The organism is Nonomuraea helvata (assembly GCF_039535785.1).
Classification (GTDB): Bacteria; Actinomycetota; Actinomycetes; order Streptosporangiales; family Streptosporangiaceae; genus Nonomuraea; species Nonomuraea helvata.
This window is the reverse complement of the sequence record NZ_BAAAXV010000005.1, coordinates 1,400,627-1,423,886: the sequence shown is the minus strand read 5'-3', so window position 1 is coordinate 1,423,886 and position 23,260 is coordinate 1,400,627. Positions and strand designations below refer to the sequence as shown.

19 protein-coding genes, 2 tRNA genes and 1 rRNA gene are annotated in these 23,260 nt (G+C 67.9%); 14 read left to right on the top strand and 8 right to left on the bottom strand.

The genetic code is table 11. From position 1 onward, the window contains the following. Window positions 1-289 precede the first annotated feature (289 nt). Together ABD830_RS26015 and ABD830_RS26010 are read left to right on the top strand one after the other, a co-directional pair. On the top strand, window positions 290-559 hold the full coding sequence (locus ABD830_RS26015) for a WhiB family transcriptional regulator (RefSeq protein ID WP_344992332.1): 270 nt from the start codon (window positions 290-292) through the stop codon (window positions 557-559). Window positions 560-623: 64 nt separating this feature from the next. Beyond that, window positions 624-788: a hypothetical protein gene (locus tag ABD830_RS26010; protein ID WP_344992329.1), complete on the top strand. Its 165-nt coding sequence runs from the start codon at window positions 624-626 to the stop codon at window positions 786-788. A 488-nt stretch (window positions 789-1,276) separates the two neighbouring features. Here ABD830_RS26010 and ABD830_RS26005 read toward each other — a convergent pair whose 3' ends face one another. The 3 genes from ABD830_RS26005 to ABD830_RS25995 form a co-directional block, all read right to left on the bottom strand. After that, window positions 1,277-1,873, bottom strand: a complete 597-nt coding sequence (locus ABD830_RS26005) for a hypothetical protein (RefSeq protein ID WP_344992326.1) — start codon at window positions 1,871-1,873, stop codon at window positions 1,277-1,279. Between the two features lie 838 nt (window positions 1,874-2,711). Continuing rightward, on the bottom strand, window positions 2,712-4,046 hold the full coding sequence (locus ABD830_RS26000; RefSeq protein WP_344992323.1) for an ABC1 kinase family protein: 1,335 nt from the start codon (window positions 4,044-4,046) through the stop codon (window positions 2,712-2,714). 62 nt (window positions 4,047-4,108) lie between these two features. After that, complete coding sequence (locus tag ABD830_RS25995; protein WP_344992320.1) at window positions 4,109-4,522, bottom strand: hypothetical protein; 414 nt, start codon at window positions 4,520-4,522, stop codon at window positions 4,109-4,111. A 1,982-nt stretch (window positions 4,523-6,504) separates the two neighbouring features. Between ABD830_RS25995 and ABD830_RS25990 the strand changes: the two genes are divergently transcribed. Next, complete coding sequence (locus ABD830_RS25990) at window positions 6,505-7,020, top strand: M48 metallopeptidase family protein (RefSeq protein WP_344992317.1); 516 nt, start codon at window positions 6,505-6,507, stop codon at window positions 7,018-7,020. Further along, window positions 7,017-7,601, top strand: coding sequence for a glycosyltransferase family protein (locus tag ABD830_RS25985; protein ID WP_344992314.1), 585 nt, complete (start codon window positions 7,017-7,019; stop codon window positions 7,599-7,601). The genes ABD830_RS25990 and ABD830_RS25985 overlap by 4 nt, the downstream gene beginning before the upstream one ends. A gap of 127 nt (window positions 7,602-7,728) precedes the next feature. On the opposite strand, the gene ABD830_RS25980 is transcribed toward ABD830_RS25985, so the two are convergent. The 3 genes from ABD830_RS25980 to ABD830_RS25970 are packed head-to-tail and all read right to left on the bottom strand — an operon-like array spanning window position 7,729 to window position 10,511. Next, complete coding sequence (locus ABD830_RS25980) at window positions 7,729-8,715, bottom strand: endonuclease/exonuclease/phosphatase family protein (protein ID WP_344992311.1); 987 nt, start codon at window positions 8,713-8,715, stop codon at window positions 7,729-7,731. Between the two features lie 33 nt (window positions 8,716-8,748). Further along, a complete protein-coding gene (locus ABD830_RS25975) occupies window positions 8,749-9,309 on the bottom strand; it encodes an NUDIX hydrolase (protein ID WP_344992308.1) in 561 nt (186 codons plus the stop codon). Then, entirely contained in the window at window positions 9,306-10,511 is a 1,206-nt protein-coding gene (locus ABD830_RS25970; RefSeq protein WP_344993036.1) for a zinc-dependent metalloprotease, read from the bottom strand. Before ABD830_RS25970 ends, ABD830_RS25975 begins: the two co-directional genes overlap by 4 nt. Before the next feature lie 130 nt (window positions 10,512-10,641). Here ABD830_RS25970 and ABD830_RS25965 point away from each other — a divergent pair, with 130 nt between their 5' ends. From ABD830_RS25965 to ABD830_RS25925, 9 genes are all read left to right on the top strand, one after another. Then, window positions 10,642-11,715, top strand: a complete 1,074-nt coding sequence (locus ABD830_RS25965; protein ID WP_344993033.1) for an NAD-dependent epimerase/dehydratase family protein — start codon at window positions 10,642-10,644, stop codon at window positions 11,713-11,715. A gap of 46 nt (window positions 11,716-11,761) precedes the next feature. Beyond that, the gene (locus tag ABD830_RS25960) at window positions 11,762-12,187 is read left to right on the top strand and encodes a molybdenum cofactor biosynthesis protein MoaE (RefSeq protein ID WP_344992305.1); all 426 of its coding nucleotides are present in this window, start codon (window positions 11,762-11,764) and stop codon (window positions 12,185-12,187) included. 10 nt (window positions 12,188-12,197) lie between these two features. Further along, on the top strand, window positions 12,198-13,244 hold the full coding sequence (locus tag ABD830_RS25955; protein WP_344992303.1) for a YlbL family protein: 1,047 nt from the start codon (window positions 12,198-12,200) through the stop codon (window positions 13,242-13,244). Window positions 13,245-13,373: 129 nt separating this feature from the next. Continuing rightward, window positions 13,374-16,331, top strand: coding sequence for a UPF0182 family membrane protein (locus tag ABD830_RS25950; RefSeq protein ID WP_378520700.1), 2,958 nt, complete (start codon window positions 13,374-13,376; stop codon window positions 16,329-16,331). Window positions 16,332-16,385: 54 nt separating this feature from the next. Continuing rightward, a tRNA-Met gene (locus ABD830_RS25945) sits at window positions 16,386-16,462 on the top strand. A gap of 117 nt (window positions 16,463-16,579) precedes the next feature. Then, window positions 16,580-16,653, top strand: a tRNA-Met gene (locus ABD830_RS25940). 98 nt (window positions 16,654-16,751) lie between these two features. Continuing rightward, a complete protein-coding gene (locus ABD830_RS25935) occupies window positions 16,752-17,219 on the top strand; it encodes a group II truncated hemoglobin (protein ID WP_344992297.1) in 468 nt (155 codons plus the stop codon). A gap of 9 nt (window positions 17,220-17,228) precedes the next feature. After that, window positions 17,229-19,724, top strand: coding sequence for a sensor histidine kinase (locus ABD830_RS25930; RefSeq protein ID WP_344992294.1), 2,496 nt, complete (start codon window positions 17,229-17,231; stop codon window positions 19,722-19,724). After that, window positions 19,721-20,398: a response regulator gene (locus tag ABD830_RS25925; RefSeq protein ID WP_344992291.1), complete on the top strand. Its 678-nt coding sequence runs from the start codon at window positions 19,721-19,723 to the stop codon at window positions 20,396-20,398. The genes ABD830_RS25930 and ABD830_RS25925 overlap by 4 nt, the downstream gene beginning before the upstream one ends. Here ABD830_RS25925 and ABD830_RS25920 read toward each other — a convergent pair. Beyond that, complete coding sequence (locus ABD830_RS25920) at window positions 20,371-20,583, bottom strand: hypothetical protein (RefSeq protein WP_344992288.1); 213 nt, start codon at window positions 20,581-20,583, stop codon at window positions 20,371-20,373. The two genes, ABD830_RS25925 and ABD830_RS25920, sit on opposite strands and share 28 nt — an antisense overlap. A 64-nt stretch (window positions 20,584-20,647) precedes the next feature. Continuing rightward, window positions 20,648-21,049 carry a hypothetical protein gene (locus ABD830_RS25915; RefSeq protein ID WP_344992285.1) on the bottom strand — a complete coding sequence of 134 codons (402 nt, stop codon included), beginning with the start codon at window positions 21,047-21,049 and terminating at the stop codon, window positions 20,648-20,650. Between the two features lie 575 nt (window positions 21,050-21,624). On the opposite strand from ABD830_RS25915, the gene ABD830_RS25910 reads away from it, so the two are divergent. Then, window positions 21,625-23,144 (top strand): 16S ribosomal RNA (locus tag ABD830_RS25910). Window positions 23,145-23,260: the final 116 nt, after the last annotated feature.

Here is a 23,260-nt window from a genome sequence, read left to right as displayed (position 1 = left end):
CCGTAGCCAGGCGGCTGCCTACTACGCGCGCGCCCACTACGGGGCCGCTGCGCAAGCTGCCCCTGCCTACACCGCACGTATTGAACTGCCGGCCAACCAGCTCACCAAGGGTGGACTGTGGGGTCCGCAGCCCTGGAGGGATGTACCGGTCATAACCTGACCGGCACATAGCAGCCCCCCAGGCCGCGGATCCACAGACGGATCCGCGGCCTTACTTATTTGTCCGTGATCCCGACCACCTACGAGGTGCCCGACCAAGATCAAAAAGATCGATCAAAAGGAGAAGCAGATGGGGGCGAAGACGATCATGGACCTGATCGACGAAGCCAAGATCCCCTGCCGTACCGACCCTGACCTGTGGTTCGCCGAGTCGCCGGACGACGTGGAGTTCGCGAAGGCACTCTGCGGCGGCTGCCCCATCCAGAAGGCCTGCCTGGCCCGCGCGCTCGAGCGCGAGGAGCCGTGGGGTGTCTGGGGCGGCGAACTGATCCTCAGGGGAACGATCGTTCCCCGCAAGCGTCCGCGCGGGCGTCCCCGCAAGCACCCGGTCGCTGCGTGAACACCGCACCTACCACCAGAAAGCGAACAGACGAATGAGCACTCAGATCACGAGGAGCCGAGCAGTGCCGGATCTCATCCATGACCTGGTAAATGACCGAATACAAACGCTCCACCGCGAGGCGGAGCACCAACGCCTCATCCTGCGCGTCAGCCGCGTGCAGCGAGCGCGGCGCGAGGTCAAGCGGGCGCACGACCGCCTCCGCGAGGCCCTGAGCCGCCAGATCTGATCCGGGAGATCCTGCCGCCGGCGCAGGATCTCCCGCGATCCTCCAAAAGAGCCGGGCGCTCCCAGCGCCCGGCTCTTTCCTTGCGAGCCCGCCTCCTCGGCTCGTGCGCGACCACTGAGGCTCAGCACATTGCCCCTCTCGAAGGGCCGACCGTCGCGCACCGCCCTCCCTCACCCTCCCCGGCTCGTACGGAACCACCTTCGGCGGAAGCGGGAACCGCCTTCGGCGGAGGCGTCACGCCCGTCGAAAGGCTGACTGCCTGTCGCGCTCGCCCGCTCCCTTGCCTTCCCGGCCCGTACGGGACCGCCTTCGACCGAGGCGTTGCGCTCGCCCATCGAGAGGCTGACTGTCTGTCGTCCTAGCCGGCCTCCTCCTCGGCTCTTACAGCGGGCCACTTTCTGCCGAGGTGTAACACCGCACGAGGCTGGCTGTCGCCCGCCCTCCCGGCTCGTACGCTGGCCACCTCCGCCGATACCGTACGTCCCACCTCAAGCCGTGGGACGTACGCCGGTTCGCGGCGAACTCGTGACGAGTTCCTCTTCGGCGGCCCACAGCCGAGCCGACATCCAGGCGACCCCGACCGACGCCACCACCAGCCCGATCAGATAGACCGGCAGCGGCACCACGTTCCGCAGCGACCCGGGCACCATCCCCACCGCATAGAGCACCACGCCGAGGGCGGGCATCGCCCCGCTCCGGATCGCCGCCGCGCTGAACGTCAGCACCCCGGCCAGCAGGACCACCGACGTGACCAGGAACGCCCGCCCGGTGCCCCCGGCCAGCAGCTCGTTCACCGTGCCCCCGCTGAGGTAGGGGAAGACGAAATGCAGTATGTACTCGATCGCGAACGCTCCGGCCAGACCGGCCGAGTTGAGCACGTACCCGACGAGCCCGAGACCACCAGCCGTCTTCCGGATGAGCAGGTAGATGCCCGTGATCGCGAGCAAGCCCGTCAGCGCCCCGAACGGCGCGATGGCGTGCGTGAACGCCGTCTCCGGCAGGAACCCGGCACGGCGGGCGGAGCTCACCACGAGCAGCGCGGCGCAGACGAACCCGGCCGCCGCCGTGACCCGATGGACGTGCATGTCTGGAGTCCTTTCCCTCGGCCGACATCAAGCGATAACGCTCGTTATGGTGCGCGTTATCGCCCGAGATGGTGAGAGCGTGCCGAGAGATGTAAGCACCCCGAAAGAACTCGGCGTACTGAGCAGGCCGGCCTCAGATTGCCACGGCTGTTGTGAGCCCACCGGCGCCTGTTCAGCACCCTGGAGGGGAGTGCGCTGATCATCGGCGCCGGTGGGCTCACCGTGCACGAGCACACGCGCGTGCACGGGCATTGGGCCCGGACCGGCCCGCGGGTGTCACGACCCAAGCCGGCCACGGGCGACACCCGCTTCACCAGCCACAGACGTCACCGCCTCTGGCCAGCTCCAGGTGTCTCAGTCCTGAACCGGCCTCAGGCGTCATTGCCTCTGGCCGGCTTCAGATGTCTCAGTCCTGAACCGGCCACAGGCGTCACCGCCTCTGGCCGGCTTCAGATGTCTCAGTCCTGAACCGGCCACAAGCATCACCGTCTCGGACCGACCTCGGGTGTCACGGACCGGACCGGCGGGTCACGGGCCTATGCCGGCTACGGGCAGTGCTAAGTCGAGCCGGGCGAGAATCCATGCAGACGGTACCCACGCCTGTGATCCCCGCGCCCCGGCGACGGTGGGAGCGGCCATGAAGAGACCGGCGGTCGCTGGAGTGGCGGGGGTGGACAGGCGCGCGGAACGACGCATCCGGATCCCCTCCGTTCGGTAACGGCTTGCACTCGTATCATTACACAGAGCAGTCGAAAATCAATACGGCGTCAGTAAAATCCCTGTGCCCGTCAACGAGTAACCCGTGGGCCCGCCAACGACAGGATGATCCGTGGACGCGCTAGTTGACGGCCAGGGCCTCGTCGTCGGGGTCGTCGGAGAAACCGGGGACCCAGCGGATCACCTCGTCGCGGAAGCGCGCCGTGGTGCCCAGCTGACACAGGACGCCGATCCCGGCGGCATGAACGCGGTGTATGAGCACGTACGAAGGCGGGAGGTTCAGCTGGCGGACCACGTTCGTGGGGCGGAGATCGGTGACGCTCGCCGCCTGCGCCTGCAGCCACTCCCGGCTGAACGTGAACTCCTCCACCGCCGTCGGCTCGACGTACGGCGCCAGAAAGCCTCGGAGCACGTCAGGATCGATCTCTATGTCGTCGCGGATGAAGCCTTCCCGGCGCAGGCCGGCCATGACGGTGTCCATGTCGCCCTCGTTGAAGATGCGCGTCAGCTGGCCGAACATCTTGGGGTAGCCGTCGGGCAGGCGGTTGACCGCGCCGAAGTCCAGTACGCCCAGCCGCCCGTCGGGCCGCATCCGGAAGTTGCCGGGGTGCGGATCGGCGTGCAGCATGCCGACCCGCGCGGGGGAGCAGAAGAGGAAGCGGACGAAGAGTAAGCCGGCGCGATCGCGCTCCTCTTTGGTGCCGTCGGCAATGATGCGGGACAGCGGGGTGCCGTCCATCCACTCGCTGACCAGCACCATTTCGTTGGCCGCGACCACGTCGGGGACATGGAAGTCGGGATCACCGTCGAATTCGAGCGCGAACGCGTGCTGGGCCTCCGCCTCCCGCAGGTAGTCGAGCTCCTCGGCGACCCGTTCGCGCAGCTCCGCCAGCACGGCCCTCATATCGAGCCCTGGCAGCAGCGCGCCGAACAGCTTGCCCAGCCGCGCCAGCTGCGCGAAGTCGCCGAGCAGCGCCTTACCCGCCCCCGGATACTGGATCTTGACGGCCACCTCCCTGCCGTCATGCCACACAGCCTTGTGCACCTGCCCGATCGACGCGGCAGCCGTCGGCTGGTCGTCGAACGACAGGAAGTTCTCCCGCCAGTCGTCGCCGAGCTGCTCGGTGAGCACCTTGTGGACGGTGGACACGGGCAGCGGGGGAGCGGCGTCCTGCAGTTTGGTCAGGGTGGCGCGATAGGGGCCGACGATCTCCTGCGGCAGTGCCGCCTCGAAGATGGACAGGGCCTGCCCGAGCTTCATCGCGCCGCCCTTGAGCTCGCCGAGCACCTTGAAGATCTGCTCAGCCGTACGCTGCTGGACCTCCTGCGCCACGATCTCGGCGGACTTGCCCCCGAGCCGCTTGCCCAACCCGAGGGCGGCGCGGCCGGCGAATCCGAGCGGAAGGGCGGCCAGCTTGGCGGAGCGCGTGACAGCACGACGCGGAAGATCGCTCACACTGATGCGCGGAATCTCGGCGAGATACCGCTTCCCCCCTTCATGGTCATCCTCTGAGCACGTCAGTCGCGGTTAGGAGACATGACCATTCTTAGCGAATACGGATTGTTTCGCATACAACGACATTGCGGATGTGCCTTCCACGACCGCCTTTTCCAGCGCCAATCAGGCGTAACTTCCAATGTGCCGTTGGTCACAGCCGACTCCTTGCCGTCCAGGTAGGCGAGGGCATGGCCGGTCGCCTCGGCCGCCACCAGCGTCGCCAGTGTGGCGTCACAGGCGATCTCGCCCGGCGGATAACCACCCAGCCTGGCGGTCACGATCGGCCATCCGGGATCGCCATCCCGGCGCGTCAGGTCCAGGCAGTGTAGGCACGCCGTCTTCCCCGGTATGACCAGTGGCCCCACGGTACCGTGCCCCTCGAATGCCGATGCCAGGAGATGCGGGATGTCGAGCGAGGCCAGCTCGTTGACCAACACTCCGTCGAGGGGTGTGACGGGCGTGAGTATGACGAGATCGGGCCGATCCGACTTGTCCCCAAGATAAGGACCTCCGGCCAAGGCATTGACGGACGGTCTCGCCTCCTCACCACCGTCCCCGCCAGCCTCCGGACGCCGCCGGGCGGACGTCGCAACAGACGGTCCACCCGACGGGCCGGCCCGCCTCTCAAGGGGGCGTACCTGCTGCAACGACCCAGTGGCGGTGTGGCACGCTTCCACACCCGTGGCGGACGTCACGGCGCTCGTGGAGGATGCCGAGGCACCCGTGGCGGCTGTTGTGGTGCCTGCGGAGGACGTTGCGGTGCCCGCGGAGGACGTTGCGGTGCCCGCGGTGGACGTTGCGGGGGGCCGGGAGGGCGCCGCAGCGCCCGCGGCGGCCCTCCGATTCGGGGCAAGGGCCGAGCGCGCCGCCTGCGCCGGGTCGCCGGAGGTCGCGGCCTGGGTGGGGATACTGGAGCGTGCGGCTTCTCCCGGATTGCCGGAGCGTACGGCTTGCCCTGGGTTGCCGGAGCGTACGGCTTGCCCTGGGTTGCCGGAGCGCGCAGGCGGTGCTGGGTTGCCGGAGCGCGGAGATGGCGCCGCGCTACCGGAGTGACCGCCTTGTGCTGGGCGGCTGGAGCGCGCGGATGGTGCTGCGTCACCGGGGTGACTGCCTTGTGCTGGGCGGCCGGAGCGTGGCGACGGCGCTGGGATGCCGGAGTGACCGCCCTGTGCTGGGATGCCTGGATGACCGCCCTGGATGCCGGGGCGACCGCCCTGTGCTGGACGGCCCGAGCGTGGCACTGCTGGTGTGTTGGTGACCCGCGCGGTCTGCGGTGATCGGGCAGATGACGCGGCCGGCGGACGTGCGGTGCCTCGAGAATCGACGGCTTGCGGTGCGTCCGCCGACTCCACGGACGTGTGGCCACGTGACGTGTGGCCTCCTGACGTGTGGCCTCCTGACGTGAGCCTCCTGACGACCGCCACCGCGCCGACCTCCCGGGGAAGACCGACCTCCGCCCACGTCAGCCCGCCGGGTGTGATGTCGCACGGCCGGGCGGTGCCCGGGTCGAACACGCGGATGTTGCCGACCCCGGCGGCGGCGAGGAGGGCGACCACCTGCGCGCCCACCCGGCCTGCCCCATAGACGCGCACCCGCTGCTCCCTGCGGTGGCCGAAGAGGGCGATCGCGCCGTCCGGGGCGGTGGAGGCGAGGTCGAGGGCGTCGATGTCTGGTCTCAGGCGGTCTCTCTCGGCCAGTGAGAGATCGGCGAGCGGCGTGGGGCTGGTGGCGGCGTCGTGGAGAACGCCCTGTGCGGCGAGTTGCTCCAGCAACGAGCGGGCGCGGATCTCGTCCAGGCCCGCGGTGGCCGCCTCCGCCAGGACAGACTCGAGCTCGCGAGTGCCGTCGAGCCTCTCTATCCACCGACGGACGGCCGGGGTCAGGCCGCTCAGCATGACGGCCCGCAGGGGATGCGCGCCGTATTGGAGGGTGTGCTCGTCGCGGATGATGCGCCGGAGGGCGGGCTTCACACGTGGCCTCATGGCGGGAAAGATTTCATGCCCGAGCAAGATCCCGGGCCGGTTCGGCAGGGGCTGTGGACAACCGTGGCCCCGGGCGGGCGCCTGTGGACAGACGATGGCCCGGACGAGGAGAGATAAAGATCTGGTAAATCACTCTTTCCCAGAAAATGACCCAATGTCGGAAGCGGATGTGATCGCAGCGAAGATCGCCTAGAACGTGCCAACCCCACAAGACCCGCCAAAGCACTCACAACCAAGACCATCAACGCCAGGAAGGCGTACTGATGTGGGAATCCTCAACATGCCCCTGACCACGGCCTCCAGCAGGTCGATCCAGGTCAGCCCGCGCATCGGGAAACCGCGCATGCCCAAATTCACCGGCTCTTAATCATCTGACCAGCAGAAACAACGTCCACCCTCTGTGGAATTTCGCCGGGGTCGGCTACCGTGCATATGTGCCCCCCGAGACAGTCGAGGTTCGTCGCAGTTCTCGTCGCCGGCGTACGGTCTCCGCCTACCGCGACGGCGACAAGACGATCGTGCTCCTGCCCGCCTGGCTGAGTGGTGAAGACGCGGATGAGTGGGTGAGCCGGATGCTGGATCGGCTGGCGGCGAAGGAAAGCCGACGAAGGCCCACCGACGAGGCGCTGCTCGAGCGGGCCAAGGAGCTGTCGACGAGATACCTCGACGGCAAGCCGGAGCCGGTGAGCGTGCGATGGGTCGACAACCAGCAGCACCGCTGGGGCTCGTGCACCCCGGAGAACGGCACGATCAGGATCTCGACCAGGCTCAAGGGCCTGCCCGAATGGGTCATCAACTACGTGATCATCCATGAGCTGGTGCACCTGCTGGTGCCCAGCCACGGAGCCAAGTTCTGGGCGCTGGTAGAACAGTATCCCAAGGCAGAACGCGCGCGCGGGTTTCTGGAGGGATTCTCGGCCGCGGCCCATACGGCACCGGAGGAGTGTTGACGCGCATCGCCGCGGTTCTCGTACGACAGCGCATGGCACAGGCGGCGCCCCCGGGCGTGGATCCCCGTGAGTTCCTCGAAGCGGTGGCGGAGGACACCTACGAGATGGTCGCGGGGCTGGAGCTCGTCACTCCGGTCCTGATCACCAGTATCCCGGAGCTGGAGGAGATCGTCTGGCCCGGCACCGAAGTAATCACGATAAAAGACGACGAACCGCTAAAAATCATCCTCCAGCGCCTCAACGCCGACCACGCAGCCGTGATCAGCGCCGACGCGCCCGACCTGCCGCCCCTGCTGGTCGGCAAGCTCTTCAGGGAGCTGGGCAGAGCCGAGATCACGATCTGCCCGGCCGAGAACGGCGGCGCGGTGGCCATCGCCTGCGCGCTCCCCGCCCCCACCTGGGCCGATCCCGACCTCGACGACGCGGACATCGTGGCCACCCTGCGCGCTCAGGCCCCCGGACCGCGTCGGGTCGCCACCACCCCGGGCTGGCACCGCCTGCGCACCCACGAAGACGTCGAACGCCTCGACCCCGGCCTGGAAGGCTGGGAGAACACGAGGGCCCTGGTCGCGGCACGGTGACCTCAGCCGGTCAGGGCAAAAGGCGGGTAGGTCAGGGCACGATGCGCCCGGCCGGTCAGGCCACGGCACGCTCGGCCGAGGAGAGCACAGCGAACTCGGCCGTTCATGGCGCAGCATGCTCGGCCGTTCAGGGCACGGTGAGCTGGGCCAGCACGGCGCGATGGTCGGTCCTCGGCACGTCCCGCACGCTGACCTCCTCCACCCCCACCCGCCGATCCACCAGCACGTGGTCGATCGTGATGATCGGCGGCACCCGCTTGTTCGCCGGCCACGTCGGTATCAGCCCGGCCCCCACCGTGTCGGCCGCGTCCTTGTAGCCGCGGGCCAGCAGCCCGCGCAGGGCGGCGTGGTCGAGCGAGGCGTTGAAGTCGCCCGCGATGATCCGGATCCGGTCCGGCGAGGCGGACGGGAAGGCGGCGAGAGCCTCGTTCCACTCGGTGACATAGTCCCCCAGCGGCGGAAAAGGATGCGCGTCGATGAACTCGACCGGCTTCCCGCCGGGAAGGGAGATCAGCGCGGCGGGCATCTGATGCCCGACCGGCGGCATCACGCCCGTCAGCGGCTCCAGCGGGTGCCTGGAGTAGAGCCCGCTGCCCCCGGCGCTCCACTCGGGCAGCAGCACGCGGTGCGGCATCACCTCTTCGAGGCCGGCCGCGTCCAGGTCGGAGACCGCCCCGGGCGTGAGCTCCTGCGTGCTCAGCACGTCGGGGTCGAACTCGCGTACCAGCTTCATGATCGTCACCGCGTCGGCCCTGCCGAACAGCATGTTGATCGTCATGACCCGGAAGGGCCTGCCCGCCGTCGTCTCGGCGCTGCCCAGCGCCCTGGGCAGCACGCTGAAGCCGAGCGCGGTCGTGGCCAGCAGCGCCACGGCGGTCGCGGCGCGCTTGCGCCCGACCGCCGCGATCAGGAGGGGGACCAGCGAACCCGCCGCGGCGTACGGGGTGGCGGTCATGATCTGCGTGGGCAGCGACCCCCGCTCCAGCCCGGCCACCCTGGCCACCGCCCAGGCGGCGAACGGCGTCACCGCCAGCCACGTCAACGCCGTCCCGGGGAACTTCACTCGTTTGCGCCCAGGCGTCACGATCGTGCCGCCGACGGCAGAAGTCTCCACGCCACCCCCCCCATTGGAACGACGCAAAGGACTCTAGCCGAGGGCGCGCGAGCCCGACCGGAGCTTCGCCTGTCCACGTGCGGCCAATCGCCGCGTCGCCTCGTCGGAGAGCTCAGGAATGCCGTCGACCGGGAACCAGCGCAGGTCCAGCGACTCCTCGCTGATCACGGCCTCGGCGCCGGGAGGGGCCACGGCCGCGTATTCGACGTCGAGATGCCAGCTGTGCGGTGGATGGCACCACACGACGTGCTTGTCCACCGCGAGCGGCCCGGGCAGCAGCTCGAGCCCGGGAATTCCCGACTCCTCCCACGCCTCCCGCAGAGCAACCTCCGCGAGCGACATGTCGGAAACCTCACAGTGGCCACCCATGGGCAGCCACATCTTGGCCTTCGGATGCAGCGTGAGCAGCACCTGCGAGCCGTCGTGCGACAGCACCGCCGTCGTGGCCGTCAGATGCCCTGGTACGCACTCACGCAGCATCGCGTCGTCGTAGGAGCGCAGATGCTCCAGGAACTCCGCCCGCAACGCCTCTTCCTCAGGCGTCGGCGCGTCCCACGCGGACAGCACCGCCACCGCGTCGGCATGCAGGCTCAACTCTCGTCGCCCTTGTCGTCCGGCTTCTTCTCCAGCTCGGAGATGTCCCAGGCCGTCTCGCCGAGCACGAAGGCGTCGGGGTCGTCGAGATCGTCGGCCGTCGGCATGAGATCGGGGTGACCCCACAGCGCGTCGCGCCCGTCGAGCCCGCGCGCGTTCTCCAGCGCGCGCCACAGCGCCGCCGCCTCGCGCAGCCGCCGGGGCCGCAGCTCCAAGCCCACGAGCGTCCCGAACGTGAGCTCGGCGGGCCCACCGGTCGCGCGCCGTCGGCGTACGGTCTCGGCCAGCGCCACGGCGGAGGGCAGCTTGCCCTCGGCCGCCCGGTCGACCACGGTGGCCACCCACCCTTCGACCAGGGCGAGCATCGTCTCCAGCCGTGACAGCGCGGCCTTCTGCCGCTCGGTCTCCTCGGGCTTGAGCAGGTTGCCCCCGCTCAGCGCCTCCTGGATCGCCTCGGGGTTGTTGATGTCGAGACCGCGGATCTGCTCTTCGAGCGCCGAGGTGTCGACCGTTATGCCCTTGGCGTATTCCTCGACCGCGCCCAGCAGGTGGGAGCGCAGCCACGGGACGTGCTGGAACAGCCGGTGGTGCGCGGCCTCGCGCAGCGCCAGATAGAGCCTGATCTCGTCGGACGGGATCTCCAGGCCCTCGCTGAAGGAGGCGATGCCTCCCGGCAGCAGCGCGGCCGTGTCGGACAGGGGCAGGCCGATGTCGGTGGTGCCGACCACCTCACGGGCCAGCGAGCCGAGCGCTTGCCCGATCTGCTGGCCGACCATCATGCCGCCCATCTGCTTGAGCATGCCGAGCAGCGGCCCGGCCATCTGCTGGGCCTCCGGAGGCAGCCCGGAGCCGCCGAGAGCGCCGCCCATGGTCTCGACCATGCGCTCTGCGATCGGCTCGCAGAGCTTTCGCCAGATCGGGACGGTGTTCTCGATCCACTCGGACCGGCTCCAGGCCTGCGGATTGGACACGCCGCTCGGCAGCGTCGTCGCCTCGTTGAGCCAGAGGTCGGCGAGGCTCAGCGCCTCGACGATCTGGCGGCGTTCGCCTTCCATGACGCTGGGGTCGCCCTGGGCGACCACGGCGTGACGGGCGATGTTCTTGGCCATGTCCCAGTTGACAGGGCCTGGACCCTGCGGCGCCGACAGCATGTCGGCGAACTGGCGCATCGCCTGAGCCATCTGCTCAGGGTTGCCGAACATGGCGAACGGGTTCTCGTTAGGGTCGTTTTCGCGACCTGGCAGGTCAGTCACCGCTCTACCTCGTGCAGGATGGAGGAGTCCACATCCGCCACGTTAGTCGTCCTACGGCGGATCAGTGCAAAGTGAGGACCTGGTGCCTACCTCGAAACGCCCGCGCCAACCCGTAGTAGCCGTCACGGGAGCGGCTTCCGGCCTAGGCCGCGAGTTGCTCGCGAGGCTCGTATCCTCCGCGGATTTCCGCAGGGTGGTGGCCATCGACGAGCAACGCGGCGACGTTGGGGAAGCCACGTGGAGAGTGCTCGACGTACGGGATCCGCTCTTGGCGAACCGGATCTCCGACATCGACGTCCTGGTCCATCTGGCCGGTGACTACGCCGTCGACTCCGACCCAGGTGAGCGGCGCGCGTACAACCTCCGGGCCGCCCAGACGGTGCTGACGGCCAGCGCCGCGGCGCGCGTGCGCAGAGTGGTGCTGGTCACAAGCGCGATGGTGTACGGCGCCGCGCCCGACAACGAGGTCCCGCTGCCCGAGGACGCCCCGGTGGCGGCCGAGCCCGACACCGGCGTCGTCGGCGACTACCTGGAGATCGAGTCCCTGGTACGCAGGTCGCTGCGCTCCCACCCCGGCCTGGAGATCACCGTGCTCCGCCCGGCCGCCGTGGTCGGCCCAGGAGTCGACACCGTCATCACCCGTCACTTCGAGTCGCCCAGGCTCCTGACCGTCAAGGGCTGCAACCCGCACTGGCAGTTCTGCCACATCGACGACCTGATCTCGGCGCTGGAGCTGGCGGCGCGCGGCGCGGTCACCGGCGTGGTGGCCGTCGGCTCCGACGGCTGGCTGGGGCACGAACAGGTCGAGGAGCTGTCCGGCATCCGCAGCCTCGAACTGCCCGCAGGGTTGACCTTCGGCACGGCGCAGCGGCTCCACCGGCTCGGTGTCACCCCCGCGCCCGCGACGGACCTGCACTACGTCGTCTATCCGTGGGTCGTCGACTGCACGTCGCTGCGCGAGGCGGGCTGGAAGCCGTCGTGGACCAACGAGGCCGCGTTCGCCCAGCTCCTCGAGCTGCGCGAGAACAGGACGACCGTGGTCGGCCGGCGACTGCCCGTCAAGGAGGCCACGCTCACCGCCGCGGGCGCCACCGTCGCCGTCATCGGCACCGCCGCGATCGTCCGGCAGGTGCGTAAGAAGCGGCGCCTGTAAGCGGCAGCCGTACGAGCGGGTTTCTCATTGGGTAGGCTCACTTTCCGTGGACGTCATCCGGTTGCTCGGCATTCGTGACACGCCGCTCTCCGTCGACGAGGTGCTGGCCGCCGTGGGCGACCACGCCGCCGGCGGCACCACCCTTTTCGTGGGCACCGTACGCGAGCAGGACCATGGAAAGCCGGTGACCAGGCTCTCCTACTCGGCGCACCCCTCAGCGGAGGCGGAGCTGCGGCGGGTGGCCGAGAAGATCGCCGCCGACTTCCCCGTCACGGCGCTTGCCGCCGTGCACCGCGTGGGCGACCTGGAGCTGGGCGAGGCGGCCGTCGTCGTCGCAGTGGCCGCGCCCCACAGGGACGAGGCGTTCAAGGCCTCACGCCGGCTGATCGACGACCTGAAGGCGCAGGTCCCGATCTGGAAACATCAGGTGTTCGCCGACGGCGAGACCGAATGGGTCGGCGCCGGCGAATAAGCTCATCGACATGTCACGACGCGCCCTGACCCTGCTGTTCGCGGGTTTCCTGGTGCTCGCGCTCGGCGTGGTGGGCGCGTTCAGTCCGGTCCCGTACGTCGTGCTGAGCCCCGGCCCGACGGAGAACACGATCGGCGAGGTCGACAAGAAGCCCGTGATCACGATCAATGGGCGGCAGACCTATCCCACGGGCGGCGCGCTCAGCCTCGTCACGGTGGCCTACCAGGGCGGCCCGGCCGCCCAGATCGACCTGCTGACGGCGTTGCGCGGCTGGATCGACCCGACTGTCGCGGTGGTCCCGCAGGAGACCATCTTCGCTCCCGACCGCGACCCCAAGGAGGTCGAGGAGGAGAACACGGTCGAGATGACCAACTCCCAGGACTCCGCCACCGCCGCCGCGCTCAACGAGCTCAAGATCCCCTACTCCACCGTCGTGGCGGTGGTGTCCACGGAGAAGGGCAAGCCCGCCGACGGCAAGCTCGCGAAGGACGACGAGATCAATGCCGTCGACGGCAAACCGGCCAAGAACGTCGATGTCGTGGGCGATGCGGTCAAGGCGCACAAGCCCGGCGAGAACGTGCTCTTCAACGTCACCAGGGGCGGCAAGAAGCTCGACGTCACCGTGCCGACGGTGGCGGGCCCCAAGGGACAGCCCCTCGTGGGCGTGCTCATGCAGGCGAAGTACAAGTTCCCGTTCGACGTCGACATCAACGTCGGCGACGTCGGCGGGCCGAGCGCGGGGCTGATGTTCTCGCTCGGCATCTTCGACAAGCTCACGCCAGGCGAGCTCACCGGCGGCAAGCGGATCGCCGGCACCGGCACGATCGAGCCGTCGGGTCAGGTCGGCGCGATCGGCGGCATCGCACAGAAGATGGTGGGCGCCAAGAACTCCGGCGCGACCGTCTTCCTCACCCCCGCCGACAACTGCGCCGAGGCCATGAAAGCCGTGCCCGACGGGCTCCGGCTGGTCAAGGCCGAGACGATGCATGACGCTGTGCTGGCGCTGGACGCGCTGCGCACAGGCAAGGGAAACGTGCCCGCGTGTGAGGCCGGATGAAACTTTCGGCCCTTGCCGTGCGTTAGCCGTAGCGCCGGCACTGCGGTGTAGGTTGCCAGACACGGACCGTTTTTTCATCACGACGAGGGGTTGGCCTTGAGCTTCCGGACCCCAGGAGCCGGTAGGGCGATGCGCTTGCCCCGCCGACCCCGACTTCTTCTGCCTGTGGCGATCGCTCTTGTGGCGATCGTGGCGTTGTTTTTCCTATTTTCTGGGTTTTATACCGATTATCTGTGGTTCGACGCGACGAACTACACGTCGGTCTTCACCGGTGTGCTGCTGACACAGATCGTGCTGTTCTTGATCGGCGCGGTGCTGATGGTCGGCATCGCGGGTGGCAACATGCTGCTGGCCTTCCGGGTGCGCCCGATGTTCGGGCCGGCGATGTTCGGCGGCGGCAGCGGCGCCGACCGCTACCGCATGGCGCTCGACCCCCACCGCAAGCTGATCTTCATTGTCGGCATGGGCCTGCTCGCGCTCTTCTCCGGCTCCTCGTTCGCCGGGCAGTGGCAGACGTGGCTCGAGTTCGTCAACGGGGCGTCGTTCGGCAAGCAGGACAAGCTGTTCGGGCTGGACATCTCGTTCTACATGTTCGACTACCCGTTCATCCGGATGGTGCTGAACTTCCTGTTCACCGCCGTGATCATTTCGATCGTGCTGGCGGCGATCACGCACTACCTGTACGGCGGGTTCCGGCTGCAGTCGCCCGGCGTGCACGCCTCAAGGGCGGCGCGCACCCACCTGTCGGTGCTGCTCGGCATCTTCCTGCTGCTCAAGGCCGTCGCCTACTGGTTCGACCGCTTCGGCCTGGTCTTCTCCGACCGCGGCTTCGTCAACGGCGCCTCCTACACCGACGTCAACGCCGTCCTGCCGGCCAAGACCATCCTCGCGATCATCGCGCTGATCTGCGCCGCCCTGTTCTTCGCCGGCGTCGTGCGCCCCGGCGGCATGCTCCCCGGCGTCTCGGCCGGCCTGCTCGTGCTCTCGGCCATCCTGATCGGCGGCGTCTACCCGGCGCTGGTCGAGCAGTTCCAGGTCAAGCCCAACCAGCAGGGCAAGGAAGCCGCCTACATCCAGCGCAACATCGAGGCCACGCGGGAGGCGTACAACGTCGACAAGACCGAGGTGGAGACCTACGAGGCCGAGTCCGACCCCACCAAGGTCCAGAAGGACGGAGACACCTCGGTCTCGGGCGTCCGCCTGCTCGACCCTGCGCTGGTGGGTTCGACGTACGAGCAGACGCAGCGCATCCGCGGCTTCTACAAGTTCGCCGACTCGCTCGACGTCGACCGCTACCCCGACAGCACCGGCAAGCTGATCGACCACGTCGTCGGCGTCCGTGAGCTGACCGGCCCGCCCGAGGGCCAGAACAACTGGATCAACCGGGCCCTGGTCTACACCCACGGCTACGGCTTCGTCGCCGCGCCGGGCAACCAGGTCGACACCAGTGGCCAGCCCGCGTACGACGCCAAGGACATGCCGGTCACCGGCCCGCTGGCGACCAGCACCAAGCTGCGGGAGCCGCGCGTCTACTTCGGCGAGGACCCGGCCTCGGCCGAGTACGTCATCGCGGGCGGCAACCCGAAGAACCCGCAGGAGCTCGACTACCCGAAGACCGGCGGCACGGGCCAGGAGAACACCACCTACACCGGAGGCGGGGTCCAGGTCGGGTCGTTCGTCAACAGGCTCGTCTACGCCGCCAAGTACGGCGAGGCGAACATCCTCCTGTCGGGCGACATCAACGACAACTCCAAGATCCTGTACGTCCGCAACCCTCGCGAGAGGGTGCAGAAGGTCGCGCCCTTCCTCACGCTCGACGGCAACCCCTATCCGGCGATCGTCGACGGGCGCATCACCTGGATCATCGACGGCTACACCACGTCCAACGACTACCCGTACTCGCAGAGCGAGAGCTTCGGCGACATGACGCGCGACACGTCCACGGACCGCCGCGTGATCGCCCAGCAGCCGACCGACAAGATCAACTACATCCGCAACTCCGTCAAGGCCACGGTCGACGCCTACGACGGCACGGTCAAGCTCTACGGTTGGGACACCAACGACCCGATGCTGAAGACCTGGAGCAAGGCCTTCCCCGGCGTCATCCGCCCGGCCTCGGAGATGAGCCCCGACCTGCGCAACCACATCCGCTACCCGGAAGACCTGTTCAAGGTGCAGCGCTACACGTTGTCGCGCTATCACATCACCGATCCGTCCGCCTTCTACAGCGGCCAGGACTTCTGGAACGTCCCCGGCGACCCGACGCAGGGCGACAAGAACATCAAGCAGCCGCCCTACTACCTGACCACCACGATGCCGGGGCCAGGCGCCACGCCGACGTTCTCGCTGACGACCACGTTCGTGCCGCGCCAGGGCGGGGCCAACCTGTCGGCGTTCATGGCGGTCGACTCGTCGGGCGGTTCGGGATACGGGCGGCTGCGCATCCTGCGCATGCCGTCCAACACACCCATCCCGGGCCCCGGGCAGATTCAGAACGCCTTCCAGAGCCGCCTCGCCGGCCAGCTCAACGTCATGGGCGTCGGCAGCTCGTCGCTGCGCTACGGAAACCTGCTGACGCTGCCGTACGCGGGCGGCCTGGTCTACATCGAGCCGGTGTACGTCCAGACGACAGCGGGCGGCGGCCAGGAGCCGTACCCGATCCTGCAGCGGGTCCTGGTGTCCTATGGCAGCAAGATCGGTGTCGGACCGACCCTGGACGTGGCGCTCCAGGAGGTCTTCGGCGGCCAGCAACAGCAGAAGCCGCCCAACGACCAGCAGGTGACCGTCCCCAACCAGGCCAACTCGGCGCTCAACACGGCGATCTCCAACGCCAAGAAGGCGTACGAGGACGCGCAGAAGGCCCTGCAGGCCACTCCGCCCAACTGGGACGCCTACGGCGAGGCCCAGAAGCGGCTGGAGGAGGCGCTGAAGGCGCTGGAGGGGACCAAGGCCCAGCAGCCGGCGCCCTCGACGACGCCTTCGACGGCGCCCTCGGCCACCCCGTCCGCCTCGCCGTCGGCCACGCCCGCAACTTCGGTCGCGCCGTCGCCATCGCCTACGGGATCGCAAGCGGGAGGCACGTCCTAGCTATTCGGTTTGCGCCCACCCCGCGCCGCCCACTAGTCTTTAGACACAACGCGACGCGGGGTGGAGCAGTTCGGTAGCTCGCTGGGCTCATAACCCAGAGGTCGCAGGTTCAAATCCTGCCCCCGCTACCACTCCCAGAAGCCCGGGATCCGGAAACGGAACCCGGGCTTCTGTGCGTTTCCCGGCAAGAACCACGGGACGTACCGAGCACTGCTTGGGGGCCTGTATAGTTATTGAAGACACACCGACGCGGGGTGGAGCAGTTCGGTAGCTCGCTGGGCTCATAACCCAGAGGTCGCAGGTTCAAATCCTGTCCCCGCTACTGATCGTCGAAGTCCCGGCCACCGGATCATCCGGTAGCCGGGACTTCGTCGTTTCTGGATCTTGCCCGGCTTGCCGCGTCGATGATTACATCATTACATGACTGACAAACCAGTGCCCACGCTGTATGAGTGGGCGGGCGGCAGCGAGGCGTTCGAGCGGCTGACCGAGGTTTTCTACCGGACTGTCGTCAAGGACGACGTGATCGGCCCGCTCTTCGCCCACATGGACCCGGACCATCCGAAACACGTGGCCATGTGGCTCAGCGAGGTGTTCGGCGGGCCGGACCGCTACACCAAGGAGCGCGGCGGTTATCCGAACATGCTCCGCCACCACCTCGGCAAGGCCATCACCGAGCCGCAGCGCCGCAGGTGGGTGAGCCTGCTCATGGACGCGGCCGACGAGGCGGGCCTGCCGGACGACCCCGAGTTCAGGGCGGCGTTCGCGAGTTACATCGAGTGGGGCACCAGGTTGGCCAGGCACAACTCCCAGCCGGACGCCGAGCCTCCGCTCGAGGCTCCCGTGCCGCACTGGGGCTGGGGGGTCGCGCCGCCGTATCAGCCGTAACCTGGAGGAATGGGAGCCACGTCCCGCGGGATGCTCCGCGTCTACCTGGGGGCGGCGCCCGGAGTGGGCAAGACGTACGCCATGCTGAGCGAGGCGCACCGCGCTCGCGAACGCGGCAAGGACGTGGTCGTGGGCTTCGTCGAGACCCACGGCCGCGCCAAGATCGCCCGCCTCCTCGAAGGGCTGGAGATCATGCCGAGACGGACGATGACCCATCGGGGCGCGACATTCACCGAGCTGGACGTCGATGCCGTCATCGCCCGCGCTCCCGCCGTGGCGCTGATCGACGAGCTCGCCCACACGAACGTTCCCGGCTCCCGCAACGTCAAGCGCTGGCAGGACATCGACCAGATCCTCGACGCGGGGATCGACGTGGTCTCGACCGTCAACATCCAGCACTTCGAATCGCTGAACGACGTGGTCGAGCAGATCACCGGCGTGCCGCAGCGGGAGACCGTACCGGATGAGGTGGTGCGGCGCGCGGGCCAGATCCAGCTCGTCGACATGGCGCCGGAGGCGCTGCGGCGCAGGATGGCCCATGGGAACGTCTATCGGCCCGAACGGGTCGACGCCGCGCTGGCCAACTACTTCCGCGTCGGCAACCTGACCGCCTTGCGAGAGCTCGCACTGATCTGGGTGGCCGACAAAGTGGACGAAGAACTCGACCACTACCGAGCGAGCCACGGCATAGCGGGCACCTGGGAGGCCCGGGAGCGGGTGGTGGTCGCGCTCACCGGAGGCCCGGAGGGCGACACGCTCGTCCGGCGGGCGGCCCGCATCGCCGCCAGGAGCAAGGGCGCGGACCTGCTGGCCGTGCACGTCACCCGGGCCGACGGGCTCGCCTTCGGCGGCGACCCCGCGAGCCTGATCCGCCAGCGCACCCTCGTCGAGGACCTCGGCGGCTCCTACCACCAGGTGGTGGGGGAGGACATCCCGCGCGCGCTGCTCGAGTTCGCCCGTGGCGTGAACGCCACCCAGCTCGTGCTGGGAGCCTCGAGGCGAGGGCGCTTCGCCCAGATCCTTTCGCGGGGCGTGGGCGTGACGACGACGGCGCTGTCGGGCCCGATCGACGTTCACATGGTCACGCACGAGGGGACCAGGAAGGCGCGTGAGCCGGCGCAGTCGGGGGCCGCGCTCACCCGGGGGCGCCGGCTGTCCGGCTGGGGGCTGGCGCTGCTCGGGATGCCCCTGCTCACCGCCGCGCTCCTGCCCCTGAGGCTGTCGCTGCCCAGCGAGATCCTGCTGTTCCTGCTGCTCGTCGTGGGGGTCGCCCTGGTGGGCGGCATGTGGCCGGCCCTCACGGCGGCGGTGCTCGGGTTCGGGCTGCTCAACTGGTTCTTCACGCCGCCGCTGCACACGCTGACGATCTCCCAGCCCGAGAACGTGCTCGCGCTGGTCATCTTCGTACTGGTGGCGGCCATGGTCAGCGCGGTCGTCGACCTGGCGGCCAGGCGCAGCAGGGAGGCGGCGCGTTCACAGGCCGACGCCGAGGTGCTGTCCACGCTGGCGGGGCACGTGCTGCGGGGCGAGGCGGCGCTGCCGTCGCTGCTGGCCCGGATGCGGGAGACGTTCGGGCTGACCTCGGTGACCCTGCTCGAACGCTCGGACGGCTGGAAGATCGTCGCGACCTCGGGTGGCGTGCCGTGCACGAGCCCTGGGACGGCCGACACCGATGTCGTGATCGACGACGGGCTTGTGCTCGCCGCCCACGGCCGGCTGCTGGACGCGAGCGACCGCCGGGTGCTGGAGGCGTTCGCGGCGCAGGCGGCGGTCGCGCTGCGCGAGCAGCGGCTGCGGGAGGCGGCGGAGCAGGCCGAGCCGCTGGCCGAGGCCGACAGGATGCGCACCGCCCTGCTCGCCGCTGTCAGCCACGACCTGCGCACCCCGCTCGCTTCGGCCAAGGCCGCGGTCGAGAGCCTGCGCGGCACCGACGTCATGTGGTCGGACGAGGATCGGGCGGAGCTGCTCGCCACCGCCGACGAGTCACTGATCAAGCTGGACCGGCTCGTCTCGAACCTCCTCGACATGAGCCGCCTCCAGGCCGGCGTGCTCGGCGTCCATCTGGAGCCCGTGGCGATCGAGGACGTCCTGCCGCGCGCCATCGACGACCTCGGCCCCTCGCGTGAGCGGATCCGGAGCGACCTGCCGCCCATGGTGCCCGAGATCACGGCGGACCCCGCTCTGCTGGAGCGGGTGCTCGTCAACCTGATGGCGAACGCGGTCCGCTACAGCCCCGACGACGAGCCCGTCCTCGTCACCGCGAGCTGGCACGGCGAGAACGTGGAGATCCGCGTCATCGACCGGGGTCCCGGCATTCCGCCCGAGGCGCATGAAAGGGTGTTCATGCCGTTCCAGCGGCTCGGCGACCGCGACAGCCACACGGGCGTGGGGCTCGGCCTGGCGCTCTCGCGGGGCCTCACCGAGGCGATGGGCGGCACGCTCGTGCTGGAGGACACGCCCGGAGGGGGACTGACCATGGCCGTCTCGCTGCGGAGACACGCATGACCCGCGTGCTGGTGGTGGACGACGAGCCGCAGATCCTGCGTGCTCTGCGCGTCAACCTGGCCGCCAGGCAGTACGAGGTGGCGGTCGCGCCCGACGGCGGCACGGCGCTGCGCCAGGCCGCCGAGTGGCACCCCGACCTGGTCATCCTCGACCTCGGCCTGCCTGACCTCGACGGCGTGGAGGTCATCCAGGGGCTGCGCGGCTGGACCGCGGTCCCGATCATCGTTCTCTCGGGGCGCTCCGACAGCACCGACAAGGTGGACGCGCTCGATGCGGGCGCCGACGACTACGTGACGAAGCCGTTCAGCATCGACGAGCTGCTCGCACGCGTCCGCGCGGTGACCCGCCGCACGGGTCAGCCGGAGGAGGAGGCCGCCACGGTGCGGCTGGGCGATCACCTGATCGACCTCTCCAACAAGACGATCTCAGGTGGCGTACGGCTGACGCCCACGGAATGGCACTTCCTGGAGATCCTGCTGCGTAACCCCGGGAAACTGATCAGCCAGCGTCAGCTCCTGCGGGAGGTGTGGGGCGATGTCTATGAGAAGGAGACCCACTACCTACGCCAGTACATGGCCCAGCTCCGGCGCAAGCTCGAACGGGATCCATCCCATCCCGTCCACCTGCTGACCGAGCCCGGGATGGGCTACCGGTTCCAGCCTTCTTCGTCGTAGGTCCTGCTGACCATCGAGAACGCCTTGTACCCGGCCCAGCCGAAGAGCACGAGCCCGAAGACCACTTGTACGATCCGGATCGGCAGGGATGACCCTTGGTCGGCGTAGACGACGACGCCGATCCACATGAGGCCGAAGATCCCGACCAGTGCGATCGCCGCCCAGTTCAACCCCCGCTGCCACATATGCGAAGTCTTACAGCCGCGCGGCCAAGGCGGGGTATGCCCTGAGTCGTCATCAGGTCAGCGGCTAACGCGGAAGGGTCCTCCGCATGGATACGCAGCGGCGGCGCAGGCGCATTGCGCGCGGGCGTTGCGGGGTGGCGTTCTCCAGGCACTCGAGCAGCGCCGCCGCCGTCCGGGCGTCTGCCAGGATGCGCTGAACGGCCTCGCCGTCCTCCGGCAGCTGGCCACGCTCGCCCAGCTCATGCTTGAGGAACGCCAGGGGGTCGGGCGCGCCCACGATGTCCGCCGCCACCGTCGCCCGCGCGGCCGTCAGGAGGCGCAGGTAGTGGGTGCGAAGCATGGCCTCGTGTAGGCGGGCGTGTTCGAGGTCGTCGATCAGGGTCCTGGCGATTCTCAGCAGGTCTCCGGCATGAGTCGCCTCATCGGCGAGGAAGGCACGGATGTCGTCGAACTCCGAGCGGGTCATAGCGGACACCTCCGAGAGCGCAGTCTGCTCGTAGCTACTTCGTACCTGGTGACGATTGCGGATGACTTGCTGTCGGCTTGATGTCGCGCCTGCCGACCAGGGGGTTCTTGGGAAGGTTTGAGCGTTGCGTGGTGAGGGAAGGGTCTAGGGATTACCTAAGAGGCAGAAGTGGGCGCTGCGGGCTGCTAGAGTTGCTTCCCGCAGGGCGGTCAAGAGGTTCCTCGAACCTCCGGAGATGCCCGGCGGATCCCACTTCCTTCAGGCTCGCCCTTGGGTGTTCGTAACACTCCGGATGGGCTGGTAAGTTAGAGGGGTTGTCCCGGAAGCGGGGCGCGGATTAATTCCAGCAGGTCGAGCAAGTCGGGTCAATTTGACAGGGACTTGAACGGCTGAAAGAATTAAGACACAACGAAATGAACGCCTCCGAGCGAAAAGCCTGAACGGCTCGAGTGAGGATGTACGCGTCCGTTTCTTGAGAACTCAACAGTGTGTTAAAAGCCAGTGCATGAGATACACATGCATGACCCCGTCATGATTGACGGTTATTGCTTGGATTCACAATCCAGACGAGACATTGTTTGGAGAGTTTGATCCTGGCTCAGGACGAACGCTGGCGGCGTGCTTAACACATGCAAGTCGAGCGGAAAGGCCCTTCGGGGTACTCGAGCGGCGAACGGGTGAGTAACACGTGAGCAACCTGCCCCTGACTCTGGGATAAGCCCGGGAAACTGGGTCTAATACCGGATATGACCGCCCCTGGCATCGGGTGGTGGTGGAAAGTTTTTCGGTTGGGGATGGGCTCGCGGCCTATCAGCTTGTTGGTGGGGTAGTGGCCTACCAAGGCGACGACGGGTAGCCGGCCTGAGAGGGCGACCGGCCACACTGGGACTGAGACACGGCCCAGACTCCTACGGGAGGCAGCAGTGGGGAATATTGCGCAATGGGCGGAAGCCTGACGCAGCGACGCCGCGTGGGGGATGACGGCCTTCGGGTTGTAAACCTCTTTCAGCAGGGACGAAGTTGACGTGTACCTGCAGAAGAAGCGCCGGCTAACTACGTGCCAGCAGCCGCGGTAATACGTAGGGCGCAAGCGTTGTCCGGAATTATTGGGCGTAAAGAGCTCGTAGGTGGCTGGTCGCGTCTGCCGTGAAAGCCCGCAGCTTAACTGCGGGTCTGCGGTGGATACGGGCCGGCTAGAGGTAGGTAGGGGCAAGTGGAATTCCTGGTGTAGCGGTGAAATGCGCAGATATCAGGAGGAACACCGGTGGCGAAGGCGGCTTGCTGGGCCTTACCTGACGCTGAGGAGCGAAAGCGTGGGGAGCGAACAGGATTAGATACCCTGGTAGTCCACGCTGTAAACGTTGGGCGCTAGGTGTGGGGGTCTTCCACGATCTCCGTGCCGGAGCTAACGCATTAAGCGCCCCGCCTGGGGAGTACGGCCGCAAGGCTAAAACTCAAAGGAATTGACGGGGGCCCGCACAAGCGGCGGAGCATGTTGCTTAATTCGACGCAACGCGAAGAACCTTACCAAGGTTTGACATCACCCGGAAAGCTCCAGAGATGGGGCCCTCTTCGGACTGGGTGACAGGTGGTGCATGGCTGTCGTCAGCTCGTGTCGTGAGATGTTGGGTTAAGTCCCGCAACGAGCGCAACCCTTGCTCCATGTTGCCAGCACGCCCTTCGGGGTGGTGGGGACTCATGGGGGACTGCCGGGGTCAACTCGGAGGAAGGTGGGGATGACGTCAAGTCATCATGCCCCTTATGTCTTGGGCTGCAAACATGCTACAATGGCCGGTACAGAGGGTTGCGATACCGTGAGGTGGAGCGAATCCCTAAAAGCCGGTCTCAGTTCGGATTGGGGTCTGCAACTCGACCCCATGAAGTCGGAGTCGCTAGTAATCGCAGATCAGCAATGCTGCGGTGAATACGTTCCCGGGCCTTGTACACACCGCCCGTCACGTCACGAAAGTCGGCAACACCCGAAGCCCGTGGCCCAACCCGTAAGGGGGGGGAGCGGTCGAAGGTGGGGCTGGCGATTGGGACGAAGTCGTAACAAGGTAGCCGTACCGGAAGGTGCGGCTGGATCACCTCCTTTCTAAGGAGCACACTCGCCCGTCACCGGCGCACGATCGGTGGGGTGACAGCTCACTAGTGGAGCACTGGCTACTCAACCAGGCTGTAACAGTCGGACTGCTAGTACCGCCCGTAAGG